Here is a 22,417-nt window from a genome sequence, read left to right as displayed (position 1 = left end):
TTGATTGTGGTGTCCCGAATCGGCAACCCGACCCCGGGTAGCCGGGACACCGACCCCGCCCCCCTGTCGTCTCACATCCGGGTGGTTGCCCGCTCATGCCGACGATGCCGACCGATCTCGCCGTGGTCACGGACTCCACGGCCTACCTGCCCGAGGAGCTCGTGGAGCGGCACCGCCTCGTGGTGGTCCCGCTCAAGGTCGTCCTGCGCGGGCGGCCACTGGACGACGGCATCGAGGCCACCCCGGCCCAGCTCACCGACGCCCTGCGCCAGCGCCGGATCGTGACCACCTCGCGGCCGGCGCCCGAGACGTTCGCGGAGACCTACCGCGAACTCGCCGAGAAGGGCGCGACGGGCATCGTCTCGATCCACCTCTCCAGCGAACTCTCCGGCACGTACGAGGCGGCGCTGCTGGCCGCCCGGGACGCCGAGGTGCCGGTGCGGGTGGTGGACTCGCGCACGCTCGGGATGGGGATGGGCTTCGCCGTACTGGCGGCGGCCGAGGCGGCCCGGGACGGCGCCACCCTGGAGGAGGCGGCGATCGCGGCGGAAAAGCGGGCCCAGGCGGCCTCGGCCCTCTTCTACGTCGACACCCTCGAATACCTGCGCCGAGGCGGCCGGATCGGCGCGGCGGCGGCCTTCATGGGCACGGCGCTGGCGGTGAAGCCGCTGCTGCACGTGAGCGACGGCCTGGTCGGCCCACTGGAAAAGGTCCGCACCTCGGCGCGCGCGATCAGCCGCCTGGAGGAGTTGGCGGTGGAACACGCGGGCGCAGGCCCGGTAGACGTTGCGGTACACCACCTGGCCAGCCCGGACCGAGCAGAGGCACTGGCCTCACGCCTCCAGGAGCGCCTGCCGAATCTGCACGAACTTTTCGTAACGGAGGTGGGCGCGGTAATCGGCGCCCACGCGGGCCCGGGGCTGCTGGCGGTGGTGGTGTCGCCGCGGTGAGGCGGGTGGGTGGGCGGGTGGGCTGGGGTGTCGGGTGCCGGCCGCTCGTGATTGGGGTGCGGTGCGCGGTGTGGCACGGCGGGAAGGCGGCCTGAGGCGGCGGGGTGAGAGGGCGCTCGGCTTGAGCCCGCCGGCCAGCCCTTCCGGGCGGGTTGAGGTGCGTCCGGCGTGCGTTGCGCCTGTGGCTGCGGGTGGCTGGTGTGGGGCTGGTCTGAGTCGGTGGTGGGCCGCCGCCGGCGTGCGGGGCTCCGAGACCCGGGGTGCCCGGCGAGCCGGCCGCGTTGCTCGGCGAAGACCGGCCGGCGGCGGGGGAGCGGGAGGGCGCTCGGGTCGAGTGGCCCGGGAGCCTTCCCGAGTGGGTCGGGCGTTTCTGGCGGGAGTTGCGCTTTTGGTGGCGTGGGCTGGTGCGGGGCCGGTCTGAGTCGGTGGTGGGCCGCCGCCGGCGTGCGGGGCTCCAAGGCTCCGGCCCCCGACGAGATGGGCGCCTTGCTCGGCGAAAACCGGCTGGCAGCGGCGGGGAGGTAGGGCGGTCGGGTCGAACCTGCCGGGGGCCTTCCCGAGTGGGTTGGGCAGGGTATTTCAAGGTGTGGGGGCGGGAGTTCACGAAACCGGACGGCGTGAGGTGCCGTGGACTCGGCGCGAGAGAAAACCGCAGGTCAGCGAGAAGGGAAGCCGTTTCGAACGCCTCGGGATCCGGTTTCGACCCCCAGTGGGCAATTTCGGTTACCTCAACGGCCTCTGCAAAGTCGCAGCGCCCGAAGCCGACCCCCCGCCGGCCAGTTTCGGTCTCCACAGCGGCATTACAGGTGCCTGGAGCACACGAAACCGGCACTCGACGCCCGACTTTCCACCCCGATCCCACAAAACCCCAGGTCACCGAAGCCCGAAGCCCACAACCACCCACCGCGATCCGGTTTCCAACCCCAACTCCCCTCCAAACGCCCCCGAAACGTCCCAACCCACCCGGGAGGGCTCCTCGGAGGACTCGACTCGCGTGCCCTCCCTGCCCGCCGCTGCCGGCCGGTTTTCGGTGAGCAACACACCCGTCTCGTCGGGAGCTTCGAGTCTCGGAGCCCCGCACGCCGGCGGCGGCCCATCACCGACTCCGACCAACCCCGCACCGGCCACCCGCAGCCACAAGCGCAGCACCCGCCGGAAACGCCCAACCCACCCGGAAGGCCCCCGACTCCCGTCGAACACCAGAACCCCCGCCCGGTACCCAAGTGGGGGGATCCGGTTTCCACAGGTGGGCTGTTGTGCACAGGTGCAGGGCGACGGCCCGGTCGGGGGATAGGGGCGGCCTAGTTTCGGGGCATGTCCGGGAATTCGGCTGGTTCTTCTGCATCTGCTCCCTCGGGGTTGCCGAGGTCGGGGGCGGAGCGGGTTGCGGCGTTGCTGGGGGCACCGGAGGTGCTTTCGGTGCGGGGGGCGGATTCGGGGCGGCGGTTGGTCGAGGCGGTTGCGGATCGGGTGCCGCCTCGGCTTCGGGTGGGTGTGGATCGGCGGGTGGTGGTTGCCGTCGCGGTGCTGGCGTTGGTGGCGGTTGCGCTGGCCGTGGGCGGGTGGTGGCGGGCGCGTCCGCAGAGTGTGGCCGCGCCGGTTGCGGTGGGACAGGCGACGGGTGGGGCCGGGGTGGGGGCTCCGGTGCAGGCCGGGCCCGCGTCGGGGGTCGCCGGCGGTGCGCCGAGTTCCGCGGGTGGGCCGCTTACCGTGCACGTGGCGGGGAAGGTGGCCCGGCCCGGGGTGGTCGTCCTGCCGCCCGGGTCGAGGGTGGCGGACGCGGTGCAGGCCGCCGGGGGTGCGCTGCCGGCGGCGGATCTGGCCACGTTGAACCTGGCCCGCCCCCTGGCCGACGGCGAGCAGATCCCGGTGGGTGTCCCCGGTGCCACGCCGCCGCCCGCCGCCGATCCGTCCGGAGCCGGCTCCACCGCCTCTGCGGGCGGCGCCCCGGCAGCCGTTCTCGACCTCAACACGGCGACCGCCGCACAGCTCGAGCAACTGCCCGGCGTGGGCCCGGTCCTGGCTCGCCAGATCATCGAAAAGCGCACCCAGTTGGGCCGCTTCGCCACCGTCGATCAACTGCGTCAGGTCCGGGGCATCGGTGATCGCAAGTACAGCGACCTGAAGCCGAGGGTTCGGGTATGACCGCGCCCGACGCCCTCGGCCGCCAGCGCCCGGGAGCCCCGCCCCCGGCGCCCCCTCGTCCGGCACCCATGCGCCGGAGAAGCCGTGTCCGGATCGACGCCCGCCTCGTCCCCGGCGCGGCCTCCGCCTGGGCCGCCGCGTGGGGTGCGCCGCTGATCCCGCTCCGGGCCGTCGTCGTGGTGAGCGTGTGCGCCGCCGTGTGTGCCGCCGTGCTCGCGTGTCGGCCCACGGTTCGGCGCCGGGCCACGCTCGCCGTGGTGCTCGTGTGCGTCGCGGCCGGTGGACTGGTCGCCGGCCTCCGCACCGCCGCCGACCACGACGGCCCGGTGGCGGTCGCGGCTCGGCAGCGCGCCGAGGCCACCGTCGAGCTGACGGTACGCACCGACCCGGAGCGCCGCGTCACCCGCGTCCGAGGCAGCGAACTCGGTTCGCCGCCCACGATGTTCGAAGCCCGGATCGACCGCGTCGACCGCATCGATCCACCCGGCGGCCCACTCGGCGCGCCCGGCCGCTCCGGCGCACCGGGGATCCCGCGGATGGCCGGGGTGCGGGTGCGGACGCCGGTCACGGTGCTGGCCACCGGGCCCGATGCGGGCGCCTGGCTCGGGCTGTTGCCGAGTACCCCGATTCGGGTCCACGGCCGCCTGGTTCCGGGGCGGAGCGGCCAGGCCCTGCTGCTGATTCGGGCCGCTCCGGACCGGATCGGCGCCCCCGCCGCCCACCAGCGTTTCGCGGGTCTGCTCCGGGCGCGGCTGCGGGCCGCCTGCACTGAACTGCCGCCCGCTGCCCGGGGATTGCTTCCGGGCCTGGTCGTCGGCGATACGAGTCGGCTTCCGACCGACCTCGAAGCCGACTTTCGTACCACCGAACTCACCCATTTGACGGCGGTCAGCGGAACCAACATCACAATTTTGTTGGGTTTTGTGCTGTTCGTGCTTCGCCGGGTGGGCGTCCATGGACGTACGCTGCCGATCGCGGGCGCCGCCGCCGTCGCGTGCTTCGTGGTCGTCGCCCGTCCCGAGCCCAGTGTGCTGCGGGCCGCCGCGATGGGCCTGGTCACCGTGGTCGCGCTGTACACCGGTCGGCCCCGGCGAGGACTCCCGGCGCTCGCGGTCGCCGTGCTCGGCTTGGTCCTGCTCGATCCGACCCTGGCCCGCTCATACGGGTTCGCGCTGTCCGCGCTGGCCACCGGCGCGCTGCTCCTGCTCGCCCCGCACTGGACGAACCGGCTCCGGGCCCGGGGCCGGCCGACGTGGGCCGCGGTCCTGGTCGCCGTGCCGCTCGCCGCGCAGGCCGTATGCGGGCCGCTCGTGGTCACCTTCGCCGGCCGGGTCAGCTTGATGGCCGTCCCGTGCAACCTGCTCGCCGAGTTCGCGGTCGCACCGGCCACGATTCTCGGCTTCGTCACCCTGCTCCTCGCCCCGATCTGCCTTCCGCTCGCCCACCTCACCGCCTGGCTCGGCTCGTGGCCGATCGCCTGGATCGCGGCGGTGGCGCGCACCGGCGCCGACCTGCCCGGCGCCGCCGTCACCTGGCCGACCGGCCTCTTCGGCGGCGCGGCGCTGGCGGCGATCACGGTCGCGGCCGTCCCGACTCTGCGATTGCTTCGCCGGCCGCCGAGACCCGGGCGGGCCGAGCAGTCCGGGCAGTTCGGGCGGTCCGGGCCGTCGGGGTGGGGGCGGGCGATGACGACGGCGCTGCTCGCGACCCTTGCGGTGGTTCTGCTGTTGCGTCCGCCGATGCTGGTGCGCCCATTGACCGGCTGGCCGCCTCCGGGCTGGCATTTGGTGATGTGTGACGTCGGTCAGGGCGACGCCATCGTGCTGAACGCGGGTGCCGGCGCGGGCGTTCTGATCGATGCCGGTCCTGATCCGGATGCGGTGGACGGGTGTCTACGCGACCTTGGCATTCGCCGGCTGCCGCTGATTTTGCTGAGCCATTTCCATGCGGATCACGTGGAGGGCCTTCCTGGTGCCTTGCGCGGTCGAGGGGTGGGGCTTATCCAGGGGACTCCGATTCTTGATCCTTCGGGTGAAGTAACGCGAGTCCGTCGTTGGGCCGCCAGAGCCGGTGCCTCGTTGAGTGCCCCTGCCGGCGCCATTGAGCGGCGCACATTGGGCTCGCTGGCGTGGCAAACGCTTACTCCGTCGAACCCGGAAGCGCTCTCCGTTGCTTCCGGCCCGATTGTGTCGGGAGGGGGCGGGGGCGGGACCGAGGTGAGGAGGACGAGCGGCCGTTCGTCGGGCCACCTGCCGGATCGGCAGGCGCTGTCGCACGCCGCGTCAACCGTCATGGCTGCGGATCCATTCTTGGGGGAGGTGGTGGTGGGCGGTGCGAGGCCGGGGCGGGCTGTGGGTGGGTCGGTGGGTGGGTCGGTGGCCAACAACGCGAGTCTGGTGGTGCTTGCGGAGCGGCACGGGGTTCGGATGTTGCTCACCGGCGATGCCGAAGTCGAGGCGCAGGAGGCCCTGCGGGGGCGGCTGGCCGGTGTTCGGGTGGACGTCCTGAAGGTTGCGCATCACGGCTCGGCTCGACAGGACCCCGCCTTCGTTCTTGGGTTGCACCCCAGGCTGGCTCTGGTTTCGGTGGGGAAGGACAACCCCTACGGCCACCCGTCGCCGTCCGCCCGTGCGTTGGTCGCCGCATCCGGCGCCCGTCTTCTGCGCACCGACACCGATGGGCCCATTGCGGTATCCGGCTCCTCGGCCCACCTCAGGGCGGTGGCCCGAGGACCGGCCACCACGCATGCCCACCGGTCTTTGGTGGATGGCGGTCGGCCCGCCGGTGTGGCCGCAGGCAGCGGGCGTCGGCGCTGTGGATCCTGCGGCGGGTCGGGGGACGGCGTTCCGTGGCGTGGGGCGGGGTGTGGCCGGCCCGGGGGAGCGTGGCCAAGGGCGGCGTGGGCGCCGCCTGGGTCGGGGTGGTGGTGGAGTGGTTTCTCCTCCGCTTCGCTCCGTCGGGGGCGGAAGGGGGGCGGGGCGTTGCCGCTGCGCGGCGCCTGGTGGTTCCGGCTCCGCTGCGCTCCGCCGGTGGTGGAGAGAGTCCGGCTCCGCTGCGCTCCACCGCTGCCTGGATCGGGCCCGGGCCGGGTCGGGGCGGGGCGGGGTGGGTCGTGATGGGGCGGGGTGGAGGCGGTTCCGAGACTGGAGTCGGATGTCTGTGGGCGGTGTGGCGAGAAGCAGGTGCCGAGGGCTGATTTCCGGCATTTCGTAACTGGAGTGCGCGAGTCGAGCCCCCGAGATTGCCCAGTGGGAGGCGGAACCGGATTCCAGGACGGCTCTCCTGGCTTCGTGTCCATGCCGACCTGCGGTTTTACCTGCTGGTCGTGCCGTAGGCCCCCGTGCCATCCGGTTTCGGGAGTGCCGCCGGCCGGTCAATGCCAACTTCTGGCCTCGGCGCGCCCGTTGGTGCTCCGTTGCTTGGGGGCGGTCCGAGGTGTTGCGTGTGAGGCAGGCAGGGGCCTGGCGGATTGCGGGTTGCGGGGACGCTGGGGCGGCCCGGCCCGGCCCGGCCCGGCCCGGCCCGGCCTGGTGTGGGTGGGGTGGGGTGTCTGTTGGGCGTGGGATGCTTGGTCGGGTGGCCAGACGAATGCAGGATGATCCGCTCGCGCCGGTGACGCTTGTCGTCGGGGCCGAGGAGTTGCTCGTGGATCGGGCGATCGGGGATGTGGTGCGCGCCGTGCGGGCGCAGGATCCCGAGGCGGATGTTCGGGACTTGGCGCCGGGGGCGTTGCAGGCCGGGATGTTGTCCGAGTTGGCCAGTCCCTCGTTGTTCGGTGAGCGCAAGGTCATCGTGATCCGGTCCGCGCAGGACCTTGGGACGGATCTGGTCGGCGAGGTCACGCGGTTGATTGCCGATCCGGCCGACGAGATCGTGCTGGTGCTCGCGCATCTGGGCGGCCCCAAGGGCAAGAAGCTGTTGGACGCGGTGCGCAAGGTGGGTGTGCGCGAGGTCGCGTGTCCCAAGGTGACCAAGGTCGGGGATCGCATCGCGTTCGCGCGGGCGGAGTTTCGGGTTGCCGGGCGCTCGCTCACCGAGGACGCCTGTCGCACGTTGGTCGAGGCGATCGGCAACGATCTGCGGGAGTTGGCCTCCGCGTGCAGCCAGTTGATGGCGGACGTCGACGGTGTGGTCGACGAGGAAGTGGTTTCGCGCTACTACAGCGGCGTTGCCGAGGCGTCCAGCTTCACCGTCGCCGACAAGGCCGTCGAGGGGCGTACCGCCGAGGCGCTGGAGCAGTTGCGCTGGGCGTTGTCCGTGGGTGTCGCGCCGGTCATGGTCACGAGCGCGCTCGCGCAGAGCGTGCGGCAGATCGCCCGGGTCGGCGCCGCCCCCCGGAACGCCCGACCGAACGATCTGGCGCGTGATCTCGGCATGCCGCCGTGGAAGGTCGATCGGGTTCGGCAGCAACTGCGCGGCTGGACTCCGGACGGCATCGTCCGAGCCCTCACCGCCGTCGCCGACGCCGACGCGGCGGTCAAGGGCGGCGGTATGGATCCCGCGTATGCATTGGAAAAGGCCGTGGTGACGATCTCCACCGCCCGCAACGCCTGACCACCGCGATCACCACCATCCCAGTGGCGGCCCGAAGCGCTCGTCGCTTCGCATCCAGACGACACGATCGTCCTGCTCCGATGCCCCACCTCGGGGCTGACCCGGCCTAGCGGCAGGCGTCAGGAACCGCCCCACCCCGCCCCATCCCGCCACGACCCGGCCCCGATCCGATCCAGGCAGCGGCGGAGCGCAGCGCAGCCGGAACCACCAGGCGCCGCGCAGCGGCAACGCCCCGCCGCCTTCCGCCCCCCCCGGACGGAGCGAAGCGGAGGAGAAACCACTCCGTCTCCGCCTCGGCCCGCCGCGGCGTGGGCCGCCGCCCCGACCGCCGCCACCCGCGTCGCCGCCCATGATCCATGCCCTCGGCGGCCAACTCTCCATCGCCACCCACCCCCCGCGCACCACAAAAGCGCCGCCCCCCAAATGGGGAGCGGCGCTCTCGTAGGTGTGCTGAGCGCGGTGCGCTCGGGTGTCACGCCATGGTGACCGGTGTTGCGAGTCAGGCCTTGGCCGTCGCGACACGCTTCGCCAGGGCCGACTTCTTGTTGGCGGCCTGGTTCTTGTGGATGACACCCTTGCTGACGGCCTTGTCGAGCTTGCGGGCCGCGAGGCGGGTCAGCGCCTCGGCCTGCTCGACGTTGCCGGCCTCGGCGGCCTCGCGCGCCTTGCGCACGAAGGTCTTCAGCTCCGACTTGACGGCCTTGTTGCGCTGGCGCGCAATCTCGTTCGTCTTGTTGCGCTTGATCTGGGACTTGATGTTCGCCACGAAAGAGCCTTCTGAGTACTAGGTCGGGATCCGATCCAGGGAGAGGGCCCGTCCGGACGTTGACTTGCGTGGCAGAGACACGTACGCCACACGCGATCCATCAGATTACCAGCAGCCGGCGGTCGGCACGGACACGGCCCACATTCCGACCCCGCCCGGACCCCACTCCGACCCCACCTCGACCCGCCGAACACCCCCGACCCCCGCCGCCAACGCGGCGTACCCATGCCGCATGGGACGATATGGAGGACACCTGTGCTCCGGCGCGTGATCCGATCACGATCACCCGCGGCCCGCACAGGGCACTCGCGACATCCGAGCTTGACCCTTGCTTGACCTTCGCCCGACCCTCGCCAGTCCACCCGATCGAGAATCTGGAAGCCCGCGTGCCCGCGACCCCGCCAGTGAACGTGCCGGAGCCCAGCCGTACCGACCCGGCGCTGATCCGGAACTTCTGCATCATCGCCCACATCGACCACGGCAAGTCGACGCTTGCCGACCGGATGCTTCAGATCACCGGCGTGGTCGATGCGCGGCAGATGCGCGCGCAATACCTCGACCGCATGGACATCGAGCGTGAGCGCGGCATCACCATCAAGTCGCAGGCGGTGCGGCTGCCGTGGACGGCCCCCGACGGGCAGATCCACATCCTCAACATGATCGACACCCCCGGCCACGTGGACTTCACGTACGAGGTGTCCCGCTCGCTCGCGGCCTGTGAGGGCGCGATCCTGCTGGTCGACGCGGCCCAGGGGATCGAGGCGCAGACGCTCGCCAACCTCTACCTGGCCCTGGAGAACGACCTCCAGATCATCCCGGTGCTGAACAAGATCGACCTCCCGGCCGCCCAGCCCGAGAAGTACGCGGCCGAGCTCGCGCACATCATCGGCTGCGACCCGGAGGACGTGCTCAAGGTCTCCGGCAAGACCGGCGTGGGTGTGCCCGAGCTGCTGGACGAGTGCGTACGCCTGGTGCCGCCGCCGATCGGGGTCAAGGACGCGCCCGCCCGCGCGATGATCTTCGACTCGGTCTACGACTCGTACCGCGGCGTGGTCACCTACGTCCGCGTGGTCGACGGCGACCTGAAGAAGCGCGAGCGCATCCAGATGATGTCGACGGGGGTGACCCACGAGCTCCTGGAGATCGGCGTCATCTCGCCCGAGCCCAAGCCGTCCGACGGCCTGAGCGTCGGCGAGGTCGGCTACATCATCACCGGCGTGAAGGACGTTCGCCAGTCCCGCGTCGGTGACACCATCACCTCCCTGCACAACGGCGCCACCGAGGCCCTCGGCGGGTACAAGGACCCGAAGCCGATGGTGTTCTCCGGCCTGTATCCGCTGGACGGGTCCGATTACCCCGAGCTGCGCGACGCGCTGGACAAGCTCCAGCTCAACGACGCCGCGCTGGTGTACGAGCCGGAGACGTCGGTCGCGCTCGGCTTCGGCTTCCGCTGCGGCTTCCTGGGGCTGCTGCACCTGGAGATCGTCCGGGAGCGGCTGGAGCGCGAGTTCAACCTGGAACTCATCTCGACCGCGCCGAGCGTGGTGTACCGGGTCGTCATGGAGGACGGCACCGAGCACACCGTGACCAACCCGAGCGAGTTCCCCGGTGGCAAGATCGCCGAGGTGCACGAGCCGGTGGTGCGGGCCACCATCCTGGCCCCGAGCGAGTACATCGGCACGATCATGGAGCTGTGCCAGACCCGGCGCGGCGTCCAGATCGGGATGGACTACCTCTCCGAGGACCGGGTCGAACTGCGCTACACGCTGCCGCTCGCGGAGATCGTGTTCGACTTCTTCGACGCGCTCAAGTCCAAGACGCGCGGCTACGCGTCGCTCGACTACGAGACCACGGGCGAGCAGCAGTCCGCGCTGGTCAAGGTCGACATCCTGCTCCAGGGCGAGGCCGTCGACGCGTTCAGCGCGATCGTGCACAAGGACAAGGCGTACAACTACGGCGTCGAGATGACCAAGAAGCTGCGCGAGTTGATTCCGCGTCAGCAGTTCGAGGTGCCGATCCAGGCCGCCGTCGGGGCGCGGGTGATCGCCCGCGAGAACATCCGCGCGATCCGCAAGGACGTGCTCGCCAAGTGCTACGGCGGTGACATCAGTCGTAAGCGCAAGCTGCTGGAGAAGCAGAAGGAAGGCAAGAAGCGGATGAAGATGGTCGGCCGCGTGGAGGTGCCGCAGGAGGCCTTCATCGCGGCGCTGTCCACCGACGACAGCGGCGGGCGGAAGTAGGGCCGAGGCAGCGCTGCGAGCCGGGATGTGGTCAGGGCCGTGGTTGTGGCCGCGGTCTGGACCGAGACAGGGCTGAAATAGGACATCCGGGCGACGTCGGTCGCCCGGGAGGAGAATCGATTACTCGATTCAGCAACAGATCCGAAAAAGCTACTACCGCGTAGCCCTCGAGCAGCGTACGTTGCGGGTGCATCGGGCAGAATCGATGCACCCGCTTCGTGTTTTGCCCGCGCTGTACCGAACCTGTCGGCCGAGCCGCGCGCCGCACCGCACCGACCCGAACCAAACCGACCATGCTTCATCGTCTGATTTCTTCATCGGCATCTTCCGCAGACCGGTTGGTCGGTTTCGACGCCCACCCCGGGCACGCGCATACCGGTACCGATACGGGTATGCGATCGCGACACCGCTCGGCACCACCACCACACCCCGGAAACCGCCCTGGACACGGAGGCCGAAGTGAGTTCAGAGTCCGCCGCCATCGAGAACCGTTCGCCGTCCATCGCGGTGGACTTCCTGGAACGGATTCGGGCCACGCCCGACAACGAGGCGTACCGCCACCCGGTCGCGGTGGGCGACGGTGATCGCGAGGAGTGGCGTTCGGTCACCTGGGGGCAGGCGGGCGAGCGGGCCAAGGCGATCGCCGCCGGGCTGGTGGCGCTCGGAGTCGAGGCCGAGGACCGGGTCGCGATCGTGGCCGAGACCCGGCTGGAATGGGTGCTGGCCGACTTCGGGGTGATCTGCGCCGGCGCGGCCACCACCACCGTGTACCCGACCACCAACGCCGACGAGGCCGCCTTCATCCTGACCGACTCCGGCAGCGTGATGGCGTTCGTATCCGACGACGCCCAACTCGCCAAGCTGCGCGGCGTGCGGGCCGACCTCGCCGCGATACGCAAGGTGATCGTCTTCGACCCGCCGAAGCCCGGGCCCGAGGGCGAGCCCGCCGACGACTGGGTGATCACCCTCGCCGAGCTGGAGGACCTCGGCCGCGCCCGGCTGGCCGAGGAGCCCGACCTGGTGGAGACCCGGGTCGCCGCGATCACCCGGGACCGGCTCGCGACCCTCATCTACACCTCCGGTACCACCGGTCGGCCCAAGGGCGTCCGGCTCTCGCACGACACCTGGGCGTATCAGGCCGCCGCGCAGGCCGCGATCGGGGACAACGACGCCGACGAACTCCAGTACCTGTGGCTGCCGCTCGCGCACTGCTACGGCAAGGTGATGGTCTGCGGACAGATCCGGATCGGCTATCCGACCGCCATCGACGGCCGGATCCCCAAGCTGATCAGCAACCTCCCGATCGTGCGGCCGACGTTCATGGCCGCCGCGCCGCGCGTGTTCGAGAAGGTGTACAACTCCGTACACATGACGGTGCGCGCCGAGGGCGGCCTCAAGTACCGCGTCTTCCGCTGGGCGATCGGCGTCGGCCGGGAGATGTCGCAGGTCAGGCAGGCCGGCCGGACCCCGTCCGCGGTGCTCGACGCGAAGTATCGGGTGGCCGACCGGCTCGTCTTCGACAAGCTGCGCGCGTTGTTCGGCGGTCGGCTCAAGGGCTGTATCTCCGGCAGCGCGGCGCTCTCGCCCGACGTGGCCGAGTTCTTCGACGCGATCGGCATACCGATCCTGGAGGGCTACGGTCTCACCGAGGCCAGCGCGGGCAGTTCGGTCAACCGCTTCGACCGGCACCGGATCGGCACCGTCGGCCCGGCGCTGCCCGGCTCGGAGATGCGCATCGCCGAGGACGGTGAACTGCTGGTGCGCAGCCCGGCGGTGATGCAGGGCTATCACAACAACCCCGAGGCGACCGCCGACGTGCTCACCGAGGACGGCTGGCTGCGCACCGGCGACATCGCCGTGATCGAGGACGGCTATCTGCGGATCACCGACCGCAAGAAGGACCTGATCAAGACCTCGGGCGGCAAGTACGTCGCGCCCAGCGAGATCGAGGGCCGGTTCAAGGGTCTGTGCCCGTTCGTGAGCAACATCCTCGTGCACGGGGAGGGCCGCAACTTCTGCTCCGCGCTGATCACGTTGGACCCGGACGCGCTCCTGGGCTGGGCCGCGGGACAGCCGGCGCTGCGGGGCAGGTCGTACGAGGAACTGGTCGGTGCGGAGGAGGTCCGGGCGCTCGTCGCGGACTACCTCGACCGGCTCAACGCCGACCTGCAGCGGTGGCAGACGGTGAAGAAGTTCGCCATCCTGCCGCGAGACCTGAGCGTCGAACGCGGTGAGCTGACGCCGAGCCTGAAGGTGAAGCGGCGGGTGGTGGAGAAGGAGTACGCGGCGGTCCTGGACGACATGTACAAGGGCACGCTGGTCACCTGAGGGCGGTTGCCGTCGGCGGGTCGGTCGTGTGCTCGTGGACAATGGGGAGATGCCCTCCGCACCCCCCGACGGTCTGCCCGTGCCCGAAGACGGCTCGCTGCCCGCGTCCGCGCTCGCCGAGTTCGCCGGCGCGAGCCGTCCGTTCGGCTTCTATGTGCACGTGCCCTACTGCGCGTCGCGCTGCGGCTACTGCGACTTCAACACCTACACCGCGACCGAACTGGGCGGATCGGCCTCGCAGGGGTCCTACGCGGACGACGCGATCGCCGAGATCCGGCTGGCCCGGCGATTGCTGGGGGACGTGGACCGGCCGGTGGAGACGGTGTTCTTCGGCGGCGGTACGCCCACGCTGCTGCCGGCCGCCGACCTGGCCCGGATCCTGGGGGCGATCCGGGACGAGTTCGGGCTCGCGCCGGGGGCGGAGGTGACCACCGAGGCCAATCCCGAGTCGGTGGATCCGGCCTACCTGGACACGCTGCTCGCGGGCGGGTTCAACCGGCTGTCGTTCGGCATGCAGAGTGCGCGCGAGCACGTGTTGCGGGTCCTGGACCGGCGGCACACTCCGGGGCGGCCCGAGCGGTGTGTGGCCGAGGCGCGCGCGGCCGGGTTCGAGCACGTCAACCTGGACCTGATCTACGGCACGCCGGGGGAGTCGGACGACGACTGGCGGGCCTCGCTGGACGCGGTGCTCGGTGCGGGGCCGGACCACGTCTCGGCGTACGCGCTGATCGTCGAGGACGGTACGCGCCTGGCCGGGCGGGTGCGGCGGGGCGAACTGCCGATGCCGGACGACGATGTGCTCGCCGACCGCTACCTGATGGCGGACGAGGCGTTCGAGGCGGCGGGGCTCGGGTGGTACGAGGTGTCCAACTGGGCGACCGACGCGGCGGCGCGGTGCCGGCACAACGAGCTGTACTGGACCGGGGCTGACTGGTGGGGGGCCGGGCCGGGGGCGCACAGCCATGTGGGGGGTGTGCGGTGGTGGAACGTGCGGCATCCCGCCGCATACGCGAAGCGTTTGGCGGCGGGTTCGTCTCCCGGGCAGGGACGTGAGTTGCTGGGCGCGGAGGATCGGCGGGTCGAGCGGATCCTGCTGGAGCTGCGGCTGGTGGAGGGGGTTCCGCGCTCGCTCCTCACGGAGGTGGGGAGAAAGGCGGCGGATCGGGCGGTGGCGGATGGCCTGCTTGTCCGCGACGCGGGGGATCGGGTCGTGTTGACCTTGCGGGGGCGGCTGTTGGCCGACGCGGTCGTGCGGGATCTGGTCGACTAGCCGGCCGGCCGTACTCGGGCTGTTGGCCGGCCGGGCTGTGTGGCCTTATGCGCCGGCCGGGCTGCTCGCCTCAAGCGCCGGCGGGGCTGCTTGGCCTCATGCGCCGGCCGGGCTGCTTGGCCGGTCCGGGTGCTTGGTTTTGAGCCTCCTTGTGGCTGTTTGGGCTCGTGCGCAGGCCCAGCCGGCGTTTGCTTCGTTTACATGGCTACGTCCATGATCAAGTCGGCCAAGGATTCGTCGACTCGGTTTAGTTCCTGAGCGTAGCGGCGCATTTCGGTGCTTTCGCGCTTTGCGTCTGATTCGCCCTGTTCCTTTGTGCGCAAAGCTGCGCCGACCTCGTCGCGGATGGACTTGATTTCCGCGTCCAGGCCCTGGGCGATCGCGTCGCGCATCTTGCGGAGTTGTTTGACGACCTCTTCGCCCAGGTTGGTGACGTCGGTGTCGGCCTGCTTGCGCAGTTCCAGCTGGACCTGTTCGGCCACCTGCTCCTTGAGCCGGCGGTTGGCCTTGTTCAGTTGCAGCGCGCCCTTGAACACGGTCGAGCCGAGGACCGCGCCCAGGATCACGAACGGTCCGAGGCCGACCAGGAACGCCGCCGTGCCGACCGCGATCTGCGGAAGGAGCGCGGTGAGCATCGAGCGCAGGTTGAACTTGCCGCCGGAGACCGCCGTCGCCGGGTCGAGCACGAAGCTGACCGCGTCGGCGAGCAGGCGCTCGATCGGCGTCGAGGGTTTGCCGTCCTCCTCCGTGCCGACCGGCCCGGCGGTGAGCGAGGCCCGGATCTCGTCGATGCGCGTGACGAACTGCTTCACGTCGTCGTCGATCATCCGCTCCATGTCCTCGACACGGCGCGCGACGAGCGGCTTGAGCTCGTTCTCCTGCCACTGCGCGAACTCGACCTGGACCCGCCCGGAGAGGTGGTCGGTGATCTCCTTGACCGCCGCCTCCATCTTCTCCCGGGCGTTGAACGGGTTGGCGCCGATGGTGTTGCTCGGGTCGTATTCCTGCGCCCAGGTCGGGATGTTCGCCGCGACCCGGTCCATGAACCGCCGGGTCGCACCTTCGACCTCGCCGCGGGTCTCGCGCAGGTGCTCCTCCATCTGCGCGACGATCACCCGCCGGTTCTGCTCCAGGCGGGTCAGCGGACCCTGGACCCGCTCGTAGGTGGCGCGCAGCTCCTCCACGTCCTGGGTGAGCAGCGCCTCCTTGCGGTCGATCTGCTCGCGCGCCTCGATCAGCAGGTACTTGAGCTCCCGGGCGGGGGACAGGATCTTGGCCCGGCCGCGCTCGCGGGTCAGGAACTCCTCCAGGCCGCGTTCGAGTTCGGGCATCCCGGATCCGGCCAGCAGGTCCGGGTCGCCCTTTTGCCGACCGGTCAGCGCGGCCCGGGCGTTGACGAAGAAGACCCGGTCCGGGCGGGAGAGGTAGGGCGAGAGGCGCTTGCGGATCTCCCGCTGTACGTCCTCGCGTTCCTCCTCCTCGACCAGGTTGATCTTGTTGCCGACGTAGAAGACGTCCTCGTGGCCGCGCGCCTTGACGTGCACGTCGAGGAACAGCTGCTCGCTGCGCGACATCGCGGCCTGACAGTCCACCACGAACACCAGCACGTCGGCCTGTTCGAGGTAGTTCAGGGTGACCTTCTCCCGCTCCGGCGCCTCGTTCAGGCCGGGGGAGTCGACCACCACCACGCCGTTGCGGCACAGTTCGAGCGGCCAGCGCACCACCGCCCGCTCGTACGGGTTCGGGGTGTTGTCGTCGTCCGCACCGATGGTGACGTAGTCGGCGATCTCGTCCACGCCGACGGTCAGCGGCTCACCGGCGCTGCCGTCCGCCTCCAGCGGGTAGATCAGCGCCGAGCGGGTGTCGCCCCACGTCACCTCGTTGATGATCGCGGTGCACGGTCGGGCGAAGGAGGGCAGCACCTTCTCGCCGAGCATCGAGTTGATCACGGTGCTCTTGCCGCGCTTGAACTCGCCGACGATCATCACCTTGAACGCCTCGGACGCGGCCCGCTGCTTCAGCGAGTCCAGCTTCTTGACGCCCGCGCCGATGCGCAGTCCGGCCACGATCGGCGTGAGCCGATCGATCAGGCCGACCAGGGTCTCCTGCCGTGCCCGCCACGCGCCGTACCCCGCGTAGGCCCCATCGGCCGCCCCGTGACCCGTGTCCACCTGACCGCTCCCCTCCTCGACGGCTGCCCGATGCCGGGACCTGTTTCGGTCCCGGCATCGGCGTCCGGCACTAGCCTCTGGCGCCCAGCATGGTGTTGAGCTGAACCCCGAGCTGCTCGCTGCGCGAGACCAGATCCTGCCATGCGGGTCCATCGGCGCCGACCTTGGCCAGCGCGGTCTGCCGATCGGTGCGCCAGGCCCGCTGGCCGCGCACCGCCTCGTCCATCACTCCGGCGTACAGCGTGTGCAGCCGCTTGGAGACCTCCTCGGAGAAGCCGCCGAGGACCTCCTCGACCATCGGCTCCAGGGCCTTCATCGCCTGCGCGCGCTGTGCCTCGGTCAGCGAGGTCGACTTGACCTCGCCGAGCACCATGCCGCCCGCCGACGCCGCCATGCTCGCGCCCATCGGCAGCGCGGCGACGCCGCCGGTGAGCGGGATCAGCAGCGCGCCGAGCACGGCGAGACCGGTCGGGCCGATCCGCCAGGCCAGCTTGCGGCTCTTGAGGTCCTTCAGGCCCAACGACTCCGCCTCGCCGAGTTCGAACTCGGTGGACAACTGCTCGACCTTCTCCAGGCGGTAGCCGCTGCCGCGTCCGAAGTGCAACTTCATCTTCGCGTCCAGCCACTGCACGTCGGCCTGCACGCTGGAGTGCAGCTGGGCCTCGAACTTCTTGGCCAGCGCCGTCAGTTCGCGGCGCAGTCGGAACGGCAGATCGCGCTCCCACCAGGTCCGGGAGTCGGGCGCGCGCTCGAGTTCGTAGCGCAGCGTGTCCAACAGGTCGCCGCGCGAGAGTTGCAGGTGCTCGCGGAACTTCTCCGACGTCTGCGTGCGGCGCTGCTGGAGCTCGACCCGGACCCGGCCCCATTCGCCGGCCATGCGGTCGATCTCCACCTCGGACTCCTCGACGGCGCGCCGCCGTTCCGCCTCGCCGAGCGCCGCGGTGGCCAGTCCGTCCCGACCCAGGCCCGCCATCTCGTCGAGCAGCGCGAGCAGTTGGCCCGCCGTCTGGCGCGAGCGCATGCTGCGCCGGCCGCCGGAGGTGGTGTATTCGGTGATCCGCGCGTACACGCCGGCCGCGGGCGAGGCGTCCTCGCGATGCGGGCCGGCCAGTACCTGCAGGGTCGGCGAGATGCGGCGCACCCGGCCGCCGAGGTAGTCGACGATGTCCTCGCGCTCGTCCTCGTCGACGGTGTCCAGCTTGGACACCACCACGGTGATCCGCGGCACGTGCCGGGCGATCACCTCCTCCTCCAGGAACGCGGTCTCGGACAGGCCGAGCGGCGCGCTCGCGGAGACCACCATCAGCACCGCGTCGCTGGCCGCGACCGTACGCCGGACCAGGTCCTCGGTCCGGCGGTCCAGGTCCTCCGCGTCCTCGCCCTTGCCCCGGCCCGCGTTGACGCCGGGGGTGTCCACCAACTCGACGTCCAGGCGGGCCAGTTCGGGTTCGGCCACGAGCACGCGCACGCCGACCAGGCGGGGTGCCTCAAAATCGTGGTCCTCGCTCAGCCGATACACCTCGTCCCAGGCCGCGGCCACCGCCGGACGCGGCTCGGCGCGCCCGTCGGCGAACTGCAACTCCAGGCGCGGCTCGGGTCCGGCCACGACCACCAGGGGCACCGGGGTGTGCCGGCCCTCGGGCAGCACGGGGGCGCCGAGCAGCCGGTTGATCAGCGACGTCTTGCCGCGGCCGAACTCGCCGACCACCGCGATCCGCAGCCCCGGTCGGCGCATCCGCGCCCGCAACCGGTCCAGCTCGGCGGCGATCGCGTCCAGGCCGAAGTCGGTGGCGATCGTGTGTGCGTCGTTGATCCGCCGGCCGAGCGTGGTCGCCGAGGGCGCCTGCCGGACCAGGCTCGTCACCGAGCCGGGAGGCGTGGCGGCGGGTGCTGCGGCGGGAGCGGGAGCGGGGGCGGGCGGCAAAGCCGACACCGGCGCGGCGGGGGCCTCGGTGGCCGGCCGCGGCGCCGGCGGCCGAGGCGCGACCGGCGCACCCGCGCCGCCCGCACCACCCGCGCCGGGCCCGCCCCCGAGGCGCCCCGCCCACCCCTGGTTCGGCCCCGCTGTACCGGAAGAGTCGTCGCCCGCCGGGCGCGGACCCGGAGCCGGGGCCTGCCTCCGGTCCGCCGTCTGCCCCGACGGGCCGGGTCGGCCGGTGGGCGAGTCGCCCGAGTCGCGCCGCGCGCCCGCCTCACGCGGTGCGCCCGCGCGCAGCCACGAGGCGGTCGACGGCACCAGCCGGTGATACGCGGCCACCGCCCCGACGGGCATCACCCGTGCGTAGAGCCCGGCGAGGATCTTCGGTCCGCCGCGCGCGTCCGCCTCCGGGTCGGCCAGGAATCGGCCCAGCGACTGGAAGAAGCGGGCCCGCTCCGCCAGCGCGTCGGGCTGCATCGACAACGTCCAGGCGGACACGTCCGAGATGGTGCTCTCCACCGATGCGGCGACCTCGGGCAGCTCGCTCAGCTTGACGTGCCGCAGCACGTTCTCGCTCGGCCAGGCCCACTGGACCGCGCCCCAGACCGGGTGGATCGGCAGCTCCCGCCGTCCCGGGGTGGCCTTGCCGACCCCGATCAGGCTCCACAACGTCCAGCCGTCGGCGGTCCGCTCCGGTACCGGCGGCAGTGCCACCGACTCCATGGTGATCCAGCCGCGCAGCTCGTCGCTGCGGTGGATCCCGCTCAGCAGACCCGCGACGCCCGGACGGCGGCGTGGTTGTACCTGCGCGGCCTGGCGCAGCACGTGTTCACGATCGAACGACATGTGTGGTCCCTACTCCCGTCGAATGTGTGGTGGTGTCGAACGATCAGGCGTGCGTGGGGTGGGCCACGATCATCGTGGTGTCCCGGTCCTGCCACGCGTTGACGAAGTCGGCGAGCGGAATCGGCTCGACCTTGCCGAACGGTGCGCCCGGGTCGTTGAGCAGCACATACGTCGACCCGTCGGGACGGGTGTCGACGCCGGTCACCCACACCGCGTGCCCCATCGTGGGGTCCTGCTCCAGCGGCGCGCCGGTGGTCGCGTCGTGCAGCGGCGACCAGATCTCCTGCGCGTCGAGGGCGACGATCACCTGGTCGCCCTTCTGCAGGGCGTCGAGCATCTGGCGCATGTCGGCGCCCGGGACCATGTCCGTGTCCACGCCGTGCATTTCGAGCAGCTTGCCGATGTCGCTGGTCATGGTGCCGGTGGCGGGGTCGAAGATGCCCGCCTGCTGCGCCTCGGTCACCAGCGCGTTCTCGTCCATCGGCATGCCGGTGAGCTTCTCCAGGATCATGCCCTGGGAGACCACCGCGCAGCTGGTGTTGCCGGCCTGCTGGTGCCAGTACTTGGCGTCGCCGACCGGGTCGCCGGTGCCATGGAACTGCTCCGGAGCCCAGTCCGGCGCGTGGTAGGTCCAGTTGCCCTGATCGTCGTAGACCGCGCCCCACGACGCGGGCGTCGCCTCGGTGTAGGTGCTCGGGTCGTACGAGGCCGGGTCGGCGTACGGGTCGGAGCCGTAGGGGTCGCCGTACGGATCGCCGTACGGGTCGCTGCCGTACGGGTCGCCGTAGGGATCCGTGAACGGGTCGCCGTACGGGTCCAGGTACGGGTTGTTGACCTGGTCGTCGTGCCACTGCTGACTGGGCGTGGGCTGGTTGCCGTCGGTCGGGTCGAACGCCTTCGGGTCCCACGCGTCGACCTTGCCGTCGCCGTCGCTGTCCGCCTGGAACGGGTCGTAGTTGGGGTCGTGCAGCGGATCGAAGTTGGGATCCGTGTACGGAAGGGTGGAGTTCGGGTAGGTGCCGATGGATCCGCCGGTCGCGTCGGTCTCCCACAGTGGCGCCGCCCCGACGGCGGTGTCCACTGTGTCGATGGTGTCGTCGGAGACCACCGCGAACAGGTCGTCGTCGTGCGTGTAGTCGCTCATCTGCCGAAATCCCCCCGGTGCGTGAGGCGTTCGCGTTGGCTGTTCACCGTGGCGCGACGCCGTTCCGTCTGCCTGTCCGCGTCCTGCAACAGGTTTCTGCGAGCCGCGAGAATATCCTCACGGCGTTGGTGTTCGGCCACCAGTTCGGCGACCGTCGCCTCGTAGGTGGCCCGGTAGCGGTCCACGTGTCGCGAGACGTCCTGCGAGTAGTGCGTGGTGGCCGTGCGCACGGCCTCGTCGATCTGTCCGGACAAACCGTCCGCGACGGTTCGCAGTGTCTGATGCATTTCGGTGCGCGCGTGGTTCCGCAGGGCCGTCATGTCGGTGGATGACAACGAATCGGCCACTTTGGCGATGAATCCGCCGAATCCGATCCGTCCGGGAGGGACGCTCTGGGAGCCGTTGCGGGTGCCGCCGAACCACTGGTCCAGGGCGCCGCCGATCCGCGCGCCCGGGGTTTTGGGCGCGGTCGGGTCGAGCCGGACGGCCCGGATCTGCTGGGTCACCCCCGTGACGGAGCTCTCGTACGCGCGCATCGCCGCGTCCGCGAGTTGATGCCCGGTCAGCACCGTGACCGCCTCCGATCCGGCTGGTCGGGCCACCGCGCCGAGGCGGGCGTAGGCGGCGGCGAACGCGGTGTCCGCGGCGGCGCGCGCGGTCTCGGCCGCGGTCGACAGCGCGCCGGTGACCGCCTGTTGCACGATGTCGCCGATCCGGGGCAGGCCGCGCCGGATCAGTTCGGGGGCCTGTTCGGCGAGTACCGCGCGCAGTTCGTCGGGGGTGTTCGCGCGCTCCAGGGCCCGATCGATCTCGTCCCGGGTGTAGCCCCACCACTGCGGGGCCATGCCACCGACCGCCTGCTGGGCGCGCTGGGCGCCGGCGCCGAGCAGGCGCGCGGTCTCGCCGTGTTGGGCCCGGACGAAGGCGGCCATGTCGGCGATCCGCGCCTCGGCCAGCTCCGCCTCCTCGGCGTCGAGCCGCTGCTCGGCCAGCGTCACCTCGCGGCGCAACTCGTCGAGCAGGTCCTCGAGGAGTCGCAGCAGGTGGTCGGAGACCGCGACGATGCGCTGGCGCTGCATCAGGTCGCGCAGCCGGGCCACGGTGCGCGGAAACTCCTCCGCCCAGTGCTCCTGTTCGGGGCCGCGCAGCGGCCGTCCGGTGGCCAGTCGCACCACCGGCTCGGCGGCGACCGGTTCCAGGACCGGGTCGGGCACACCGAGCATCCGGGCGAACCGCTGTCGGACGTGGGCGAGCAGATCGTCCCGTTCGTCCTCGTCGATGTGGTCCATCTTGGTGACGAGGATGATGCAGCGGCGCAATTGCCCCGGATCGAGCGCATCGGTGAGGAATTCGGTCAGCGACACCGGCGACGGCGAGGTGGACGCGGTCAGTACGGCCGCCACGTCGGCGACGTCGCGCATCACCGCGCGCGTGATCTCCGTGTGACCTGCCCGGGCGTTGGTTCCGGGCGTGTCGATGATCACCAGGCCGTCGCGCAGCGCCGGCGCGGGGTGGCGGACCTCCAGGCTCTGCACCCGCGGGGCGATCGCCTCGTCGGCGGTGAGCAGGCGCAGGATGCCGGCGGTGTCCTCGGGGATCGGGGTGTCCGGCGCGAGGTGCGCGAGCATCCGGCCGAGCGGGCTGTCCGCCCCGGTGTAGCGCCCGGAGGGGTACACGTAGCGGATCCCGTGGCCGGTGAAGCGCACCTCGACGGAGAACTCCTCCCCGTGGGTGATCCTGGTCGCGGCGCCGGTGGTCGGCAGCGCCGACGTGGGCAGCAGGTCGTCGGCCAGCAGCGCGTTGACGAAGGTGCTCTTGCCGGCCGAGAACTCGCCGATCACCGCGAGGTAGTAGCGGTCGTCCCGGAGCCGGGTCTCGATCTCGCGGATGCGGGCGGTCAGTTCCCCGAGCCGTTCCTGGTCGCCGACGATGCGGCGGACCATCGCCAGTGCGAAGTCGAGATGGTCGGAGGTCTCGGTGAGTGCCTCGACCACCTCGCGTCGCCTCGCCCGATCCCCGGCGATGCCGTGTGAATCCACCACCGCGCGCCCCCTCTCGACGGTGCCCTCCCCGATGTACGGGCGA

12 protein-coding genes are annotated in these 22,417 nt (G+C 71.2%); 7 read left to right on the top strand and 5 right to left on the bottom strand.

Translation table 11 applies throughout. From position 1 onward, the window contains the following. The first annotated feature begins 104 nt into the window (after nucleotides 1-104). The 4 genes from ACH4XV_RS13890 (at nucleotide 105) to holA (ending at nucleotide 7,649) form a co-directional block, all read left to right on the top strand. Nucleotides 105-950: a DegV family protein gene (locus tag ACH4XV_RS13890; protein WP_395789421.1), complete on the top strand. Its 846-nt coding sequence runs from the start codon at nucleotides 105-107 to the stop codon at nucleotides 948-950. Between the two features lie 1,506 nt (nucleotides 951-2,456). Further along, nucleotides 2,457-3,095 (top strand): helix-hairpin-helix domain-containing protein, encoded by a 639-nt coding sequence (locus ACH4XV_RS13885; protein WP_395789419.1) that lies wholly within the window; start codon nucleotides 2,457-2,459, stop codon nucleotides 3,093-3,095. Nucleotides 3,096-3,163: 68 nt separating this feature from the next. After that, nucleotides 3,164-6,211 (top strand): ComEC/Rec2 family competence protein, encoded by a 3,048-nt coding sequence (locus ACH4XV_RS13880; protein WP_395789418.1) that lies wholly within the window; start codon nucleotides 3,164-3,166, stop codon nucleotides 6,209-6,211. 448 nt (nucleotides 6,212-6,659) lie between these two features. Beyond that, the gene (gene holA, locus ACH4XV_RS13875) at nucleotides 6,660-7,649 is read left to right on the top strand and encodes a DNA polymerase III subunit delta (RefSeq protein ID WP_395789990.1); all 990 of its coding nucleotides are present in this window, start codon (nucleotides 6,660-6,662) and stop codon (nucleotides 7,647-7,649) included. Between the two features lie 499 nt (nucleotides 7,650-8,148). Here holA and rpsT read toward each other — a convergent pair whose 3' ends face one another. Beyond that, nucleotides 8,149-8,415 carry a 30S ribosomal protein S20 gene (gene rpsT / locus ACH4XV_RS13870; RefSeq protein WP_078977364.1) on the bottom strand — a complete coding sequence of 89 codons (267 nt, stop codon included), beginning with the start codon at nucleotides 8,413-8,415 and terminating at the stop codon, nucleotides 8,149-8,151. A gap of 386 nt (nucleotides 8,416-8,801) precedes the next feature. On the opposite strand from rpsT, the gene lepA reads away from it, so the two are divergent. The 3 genes from lepA (at nucleotide 8,802) to hemW (ending at nucleotide 14,253) form a co-directional block, all read left to right on the top strand. Further along, entirely contained in the window at nucleotides 8,802-10,655 is a 1,854-nt protein-coding gene (lepA, locus tag ACH4XV_RS13865) for a translation elongation factor 4 (RefSeq protein WP_126638507.1), read from the top strand. Nucleotides 10,656-11,114: 459 nt separating this feature from the next. Further along, on the top strand, nucleotides 11,115-12,983 hold the full coding sequence (locus tag ACH4XV_RS13860; RefSeq protein WP_395789416.1) for an AMP-dependent synthetase/ligase: 1,869 nt from the start codon (nucleotides 11,115-11,117) through the stop codon (nucleotides 12,981-12,983). 49 nt (nucleotides 12,984-13,032) lie between these two features. Further along, nucleotides 13,033-14,253 (top strand): radical SAM family heme chaperone HemW, encoded by a 1,221-nt coding sequence (gene hemW / locus ACH4XV_RS13855; protein ID WP_395789414.1) that lies wholly within the window; start codon nucleotides 13,033-13,035, stop codon nucleotides 14,251-14,253. 197 nt (nucleotides 14,254-14,450) lie between these two features. Here hemW and ACH4XV_RS13850 read toward each other — a convergent pair whose 3' ends face one another. From ACH4XV_RS13850 to ACH4XV_RS13835, 4 genes are all read right to left on the bottom strand, one after another. After that, the gene (locus ACH4XV_RS13850) at nucleotides 14,451-16,424 is read right to left on the bottom strand and encodes a dynamin family protein (protein ID WP_161500771.1); all 1,974 of its coding nucleotides are present in this window, start codon (nucleotides 16,422-16,424) and stop codon (nucleotides 14,451-14,453) included. A 70-nt stretch (nucleotides 16,425-16,494) separates the two neighbouring features. Then, nucleotides 16,495-19,188, bottom strand: coding sequence for a dynamin family protein (locus ACH4XV_RS13845; protein WP_395789412.1), 2,694 nt, complete (start codon nucleotides 19,186-19,188; stop codon nucleotides 16,495-16,497). Nucleotides 19,189-19,231: 43 nt separating this feature from the next. Beyond that, nucleotides 19,232-20,332 carry a hypothetical protein gene (locus ACH4XV_RS13840; RefSeq protein ID WP_395789410.1) on the bottom strand — a complete coding sequence of 367 codons (1,101 nt, stop codon included), beginning with the start codon at nucleotides 20,330-20,332 and terminating at the stop codon, nucleotides 19,232-19,234. Then, entirely contained in the window at nucleotides 20,329-22,374 is a 2,046-nt protein-coding gene (locus tag ACH4XV_RS13835) for a dynamin family protein (RefSeq protein WP_395789408.1), read from the bottom strand. The genes ACH4XV_RS13840 and ACH4XV_RS13835 overlap by 4 nt, the downstream gene beginning before the upstream one ends. Nucleotides 22,375-22,417: the final 43 nt, after the last annotated feature.

The sequence above is a fragment of the Embleya sp. NPDC020630 genome (assembly GCF_044334985.1).
Lineage (GTDB): Bacteria > Actinomycetota > Actinomycetes > Streptomycetales > Streptomycetaceae > Embleya.
Note: the sequence above shows the minus strand (reverse complement) of the source record. Positions and strands in the feature narration are given on the sequence as shown.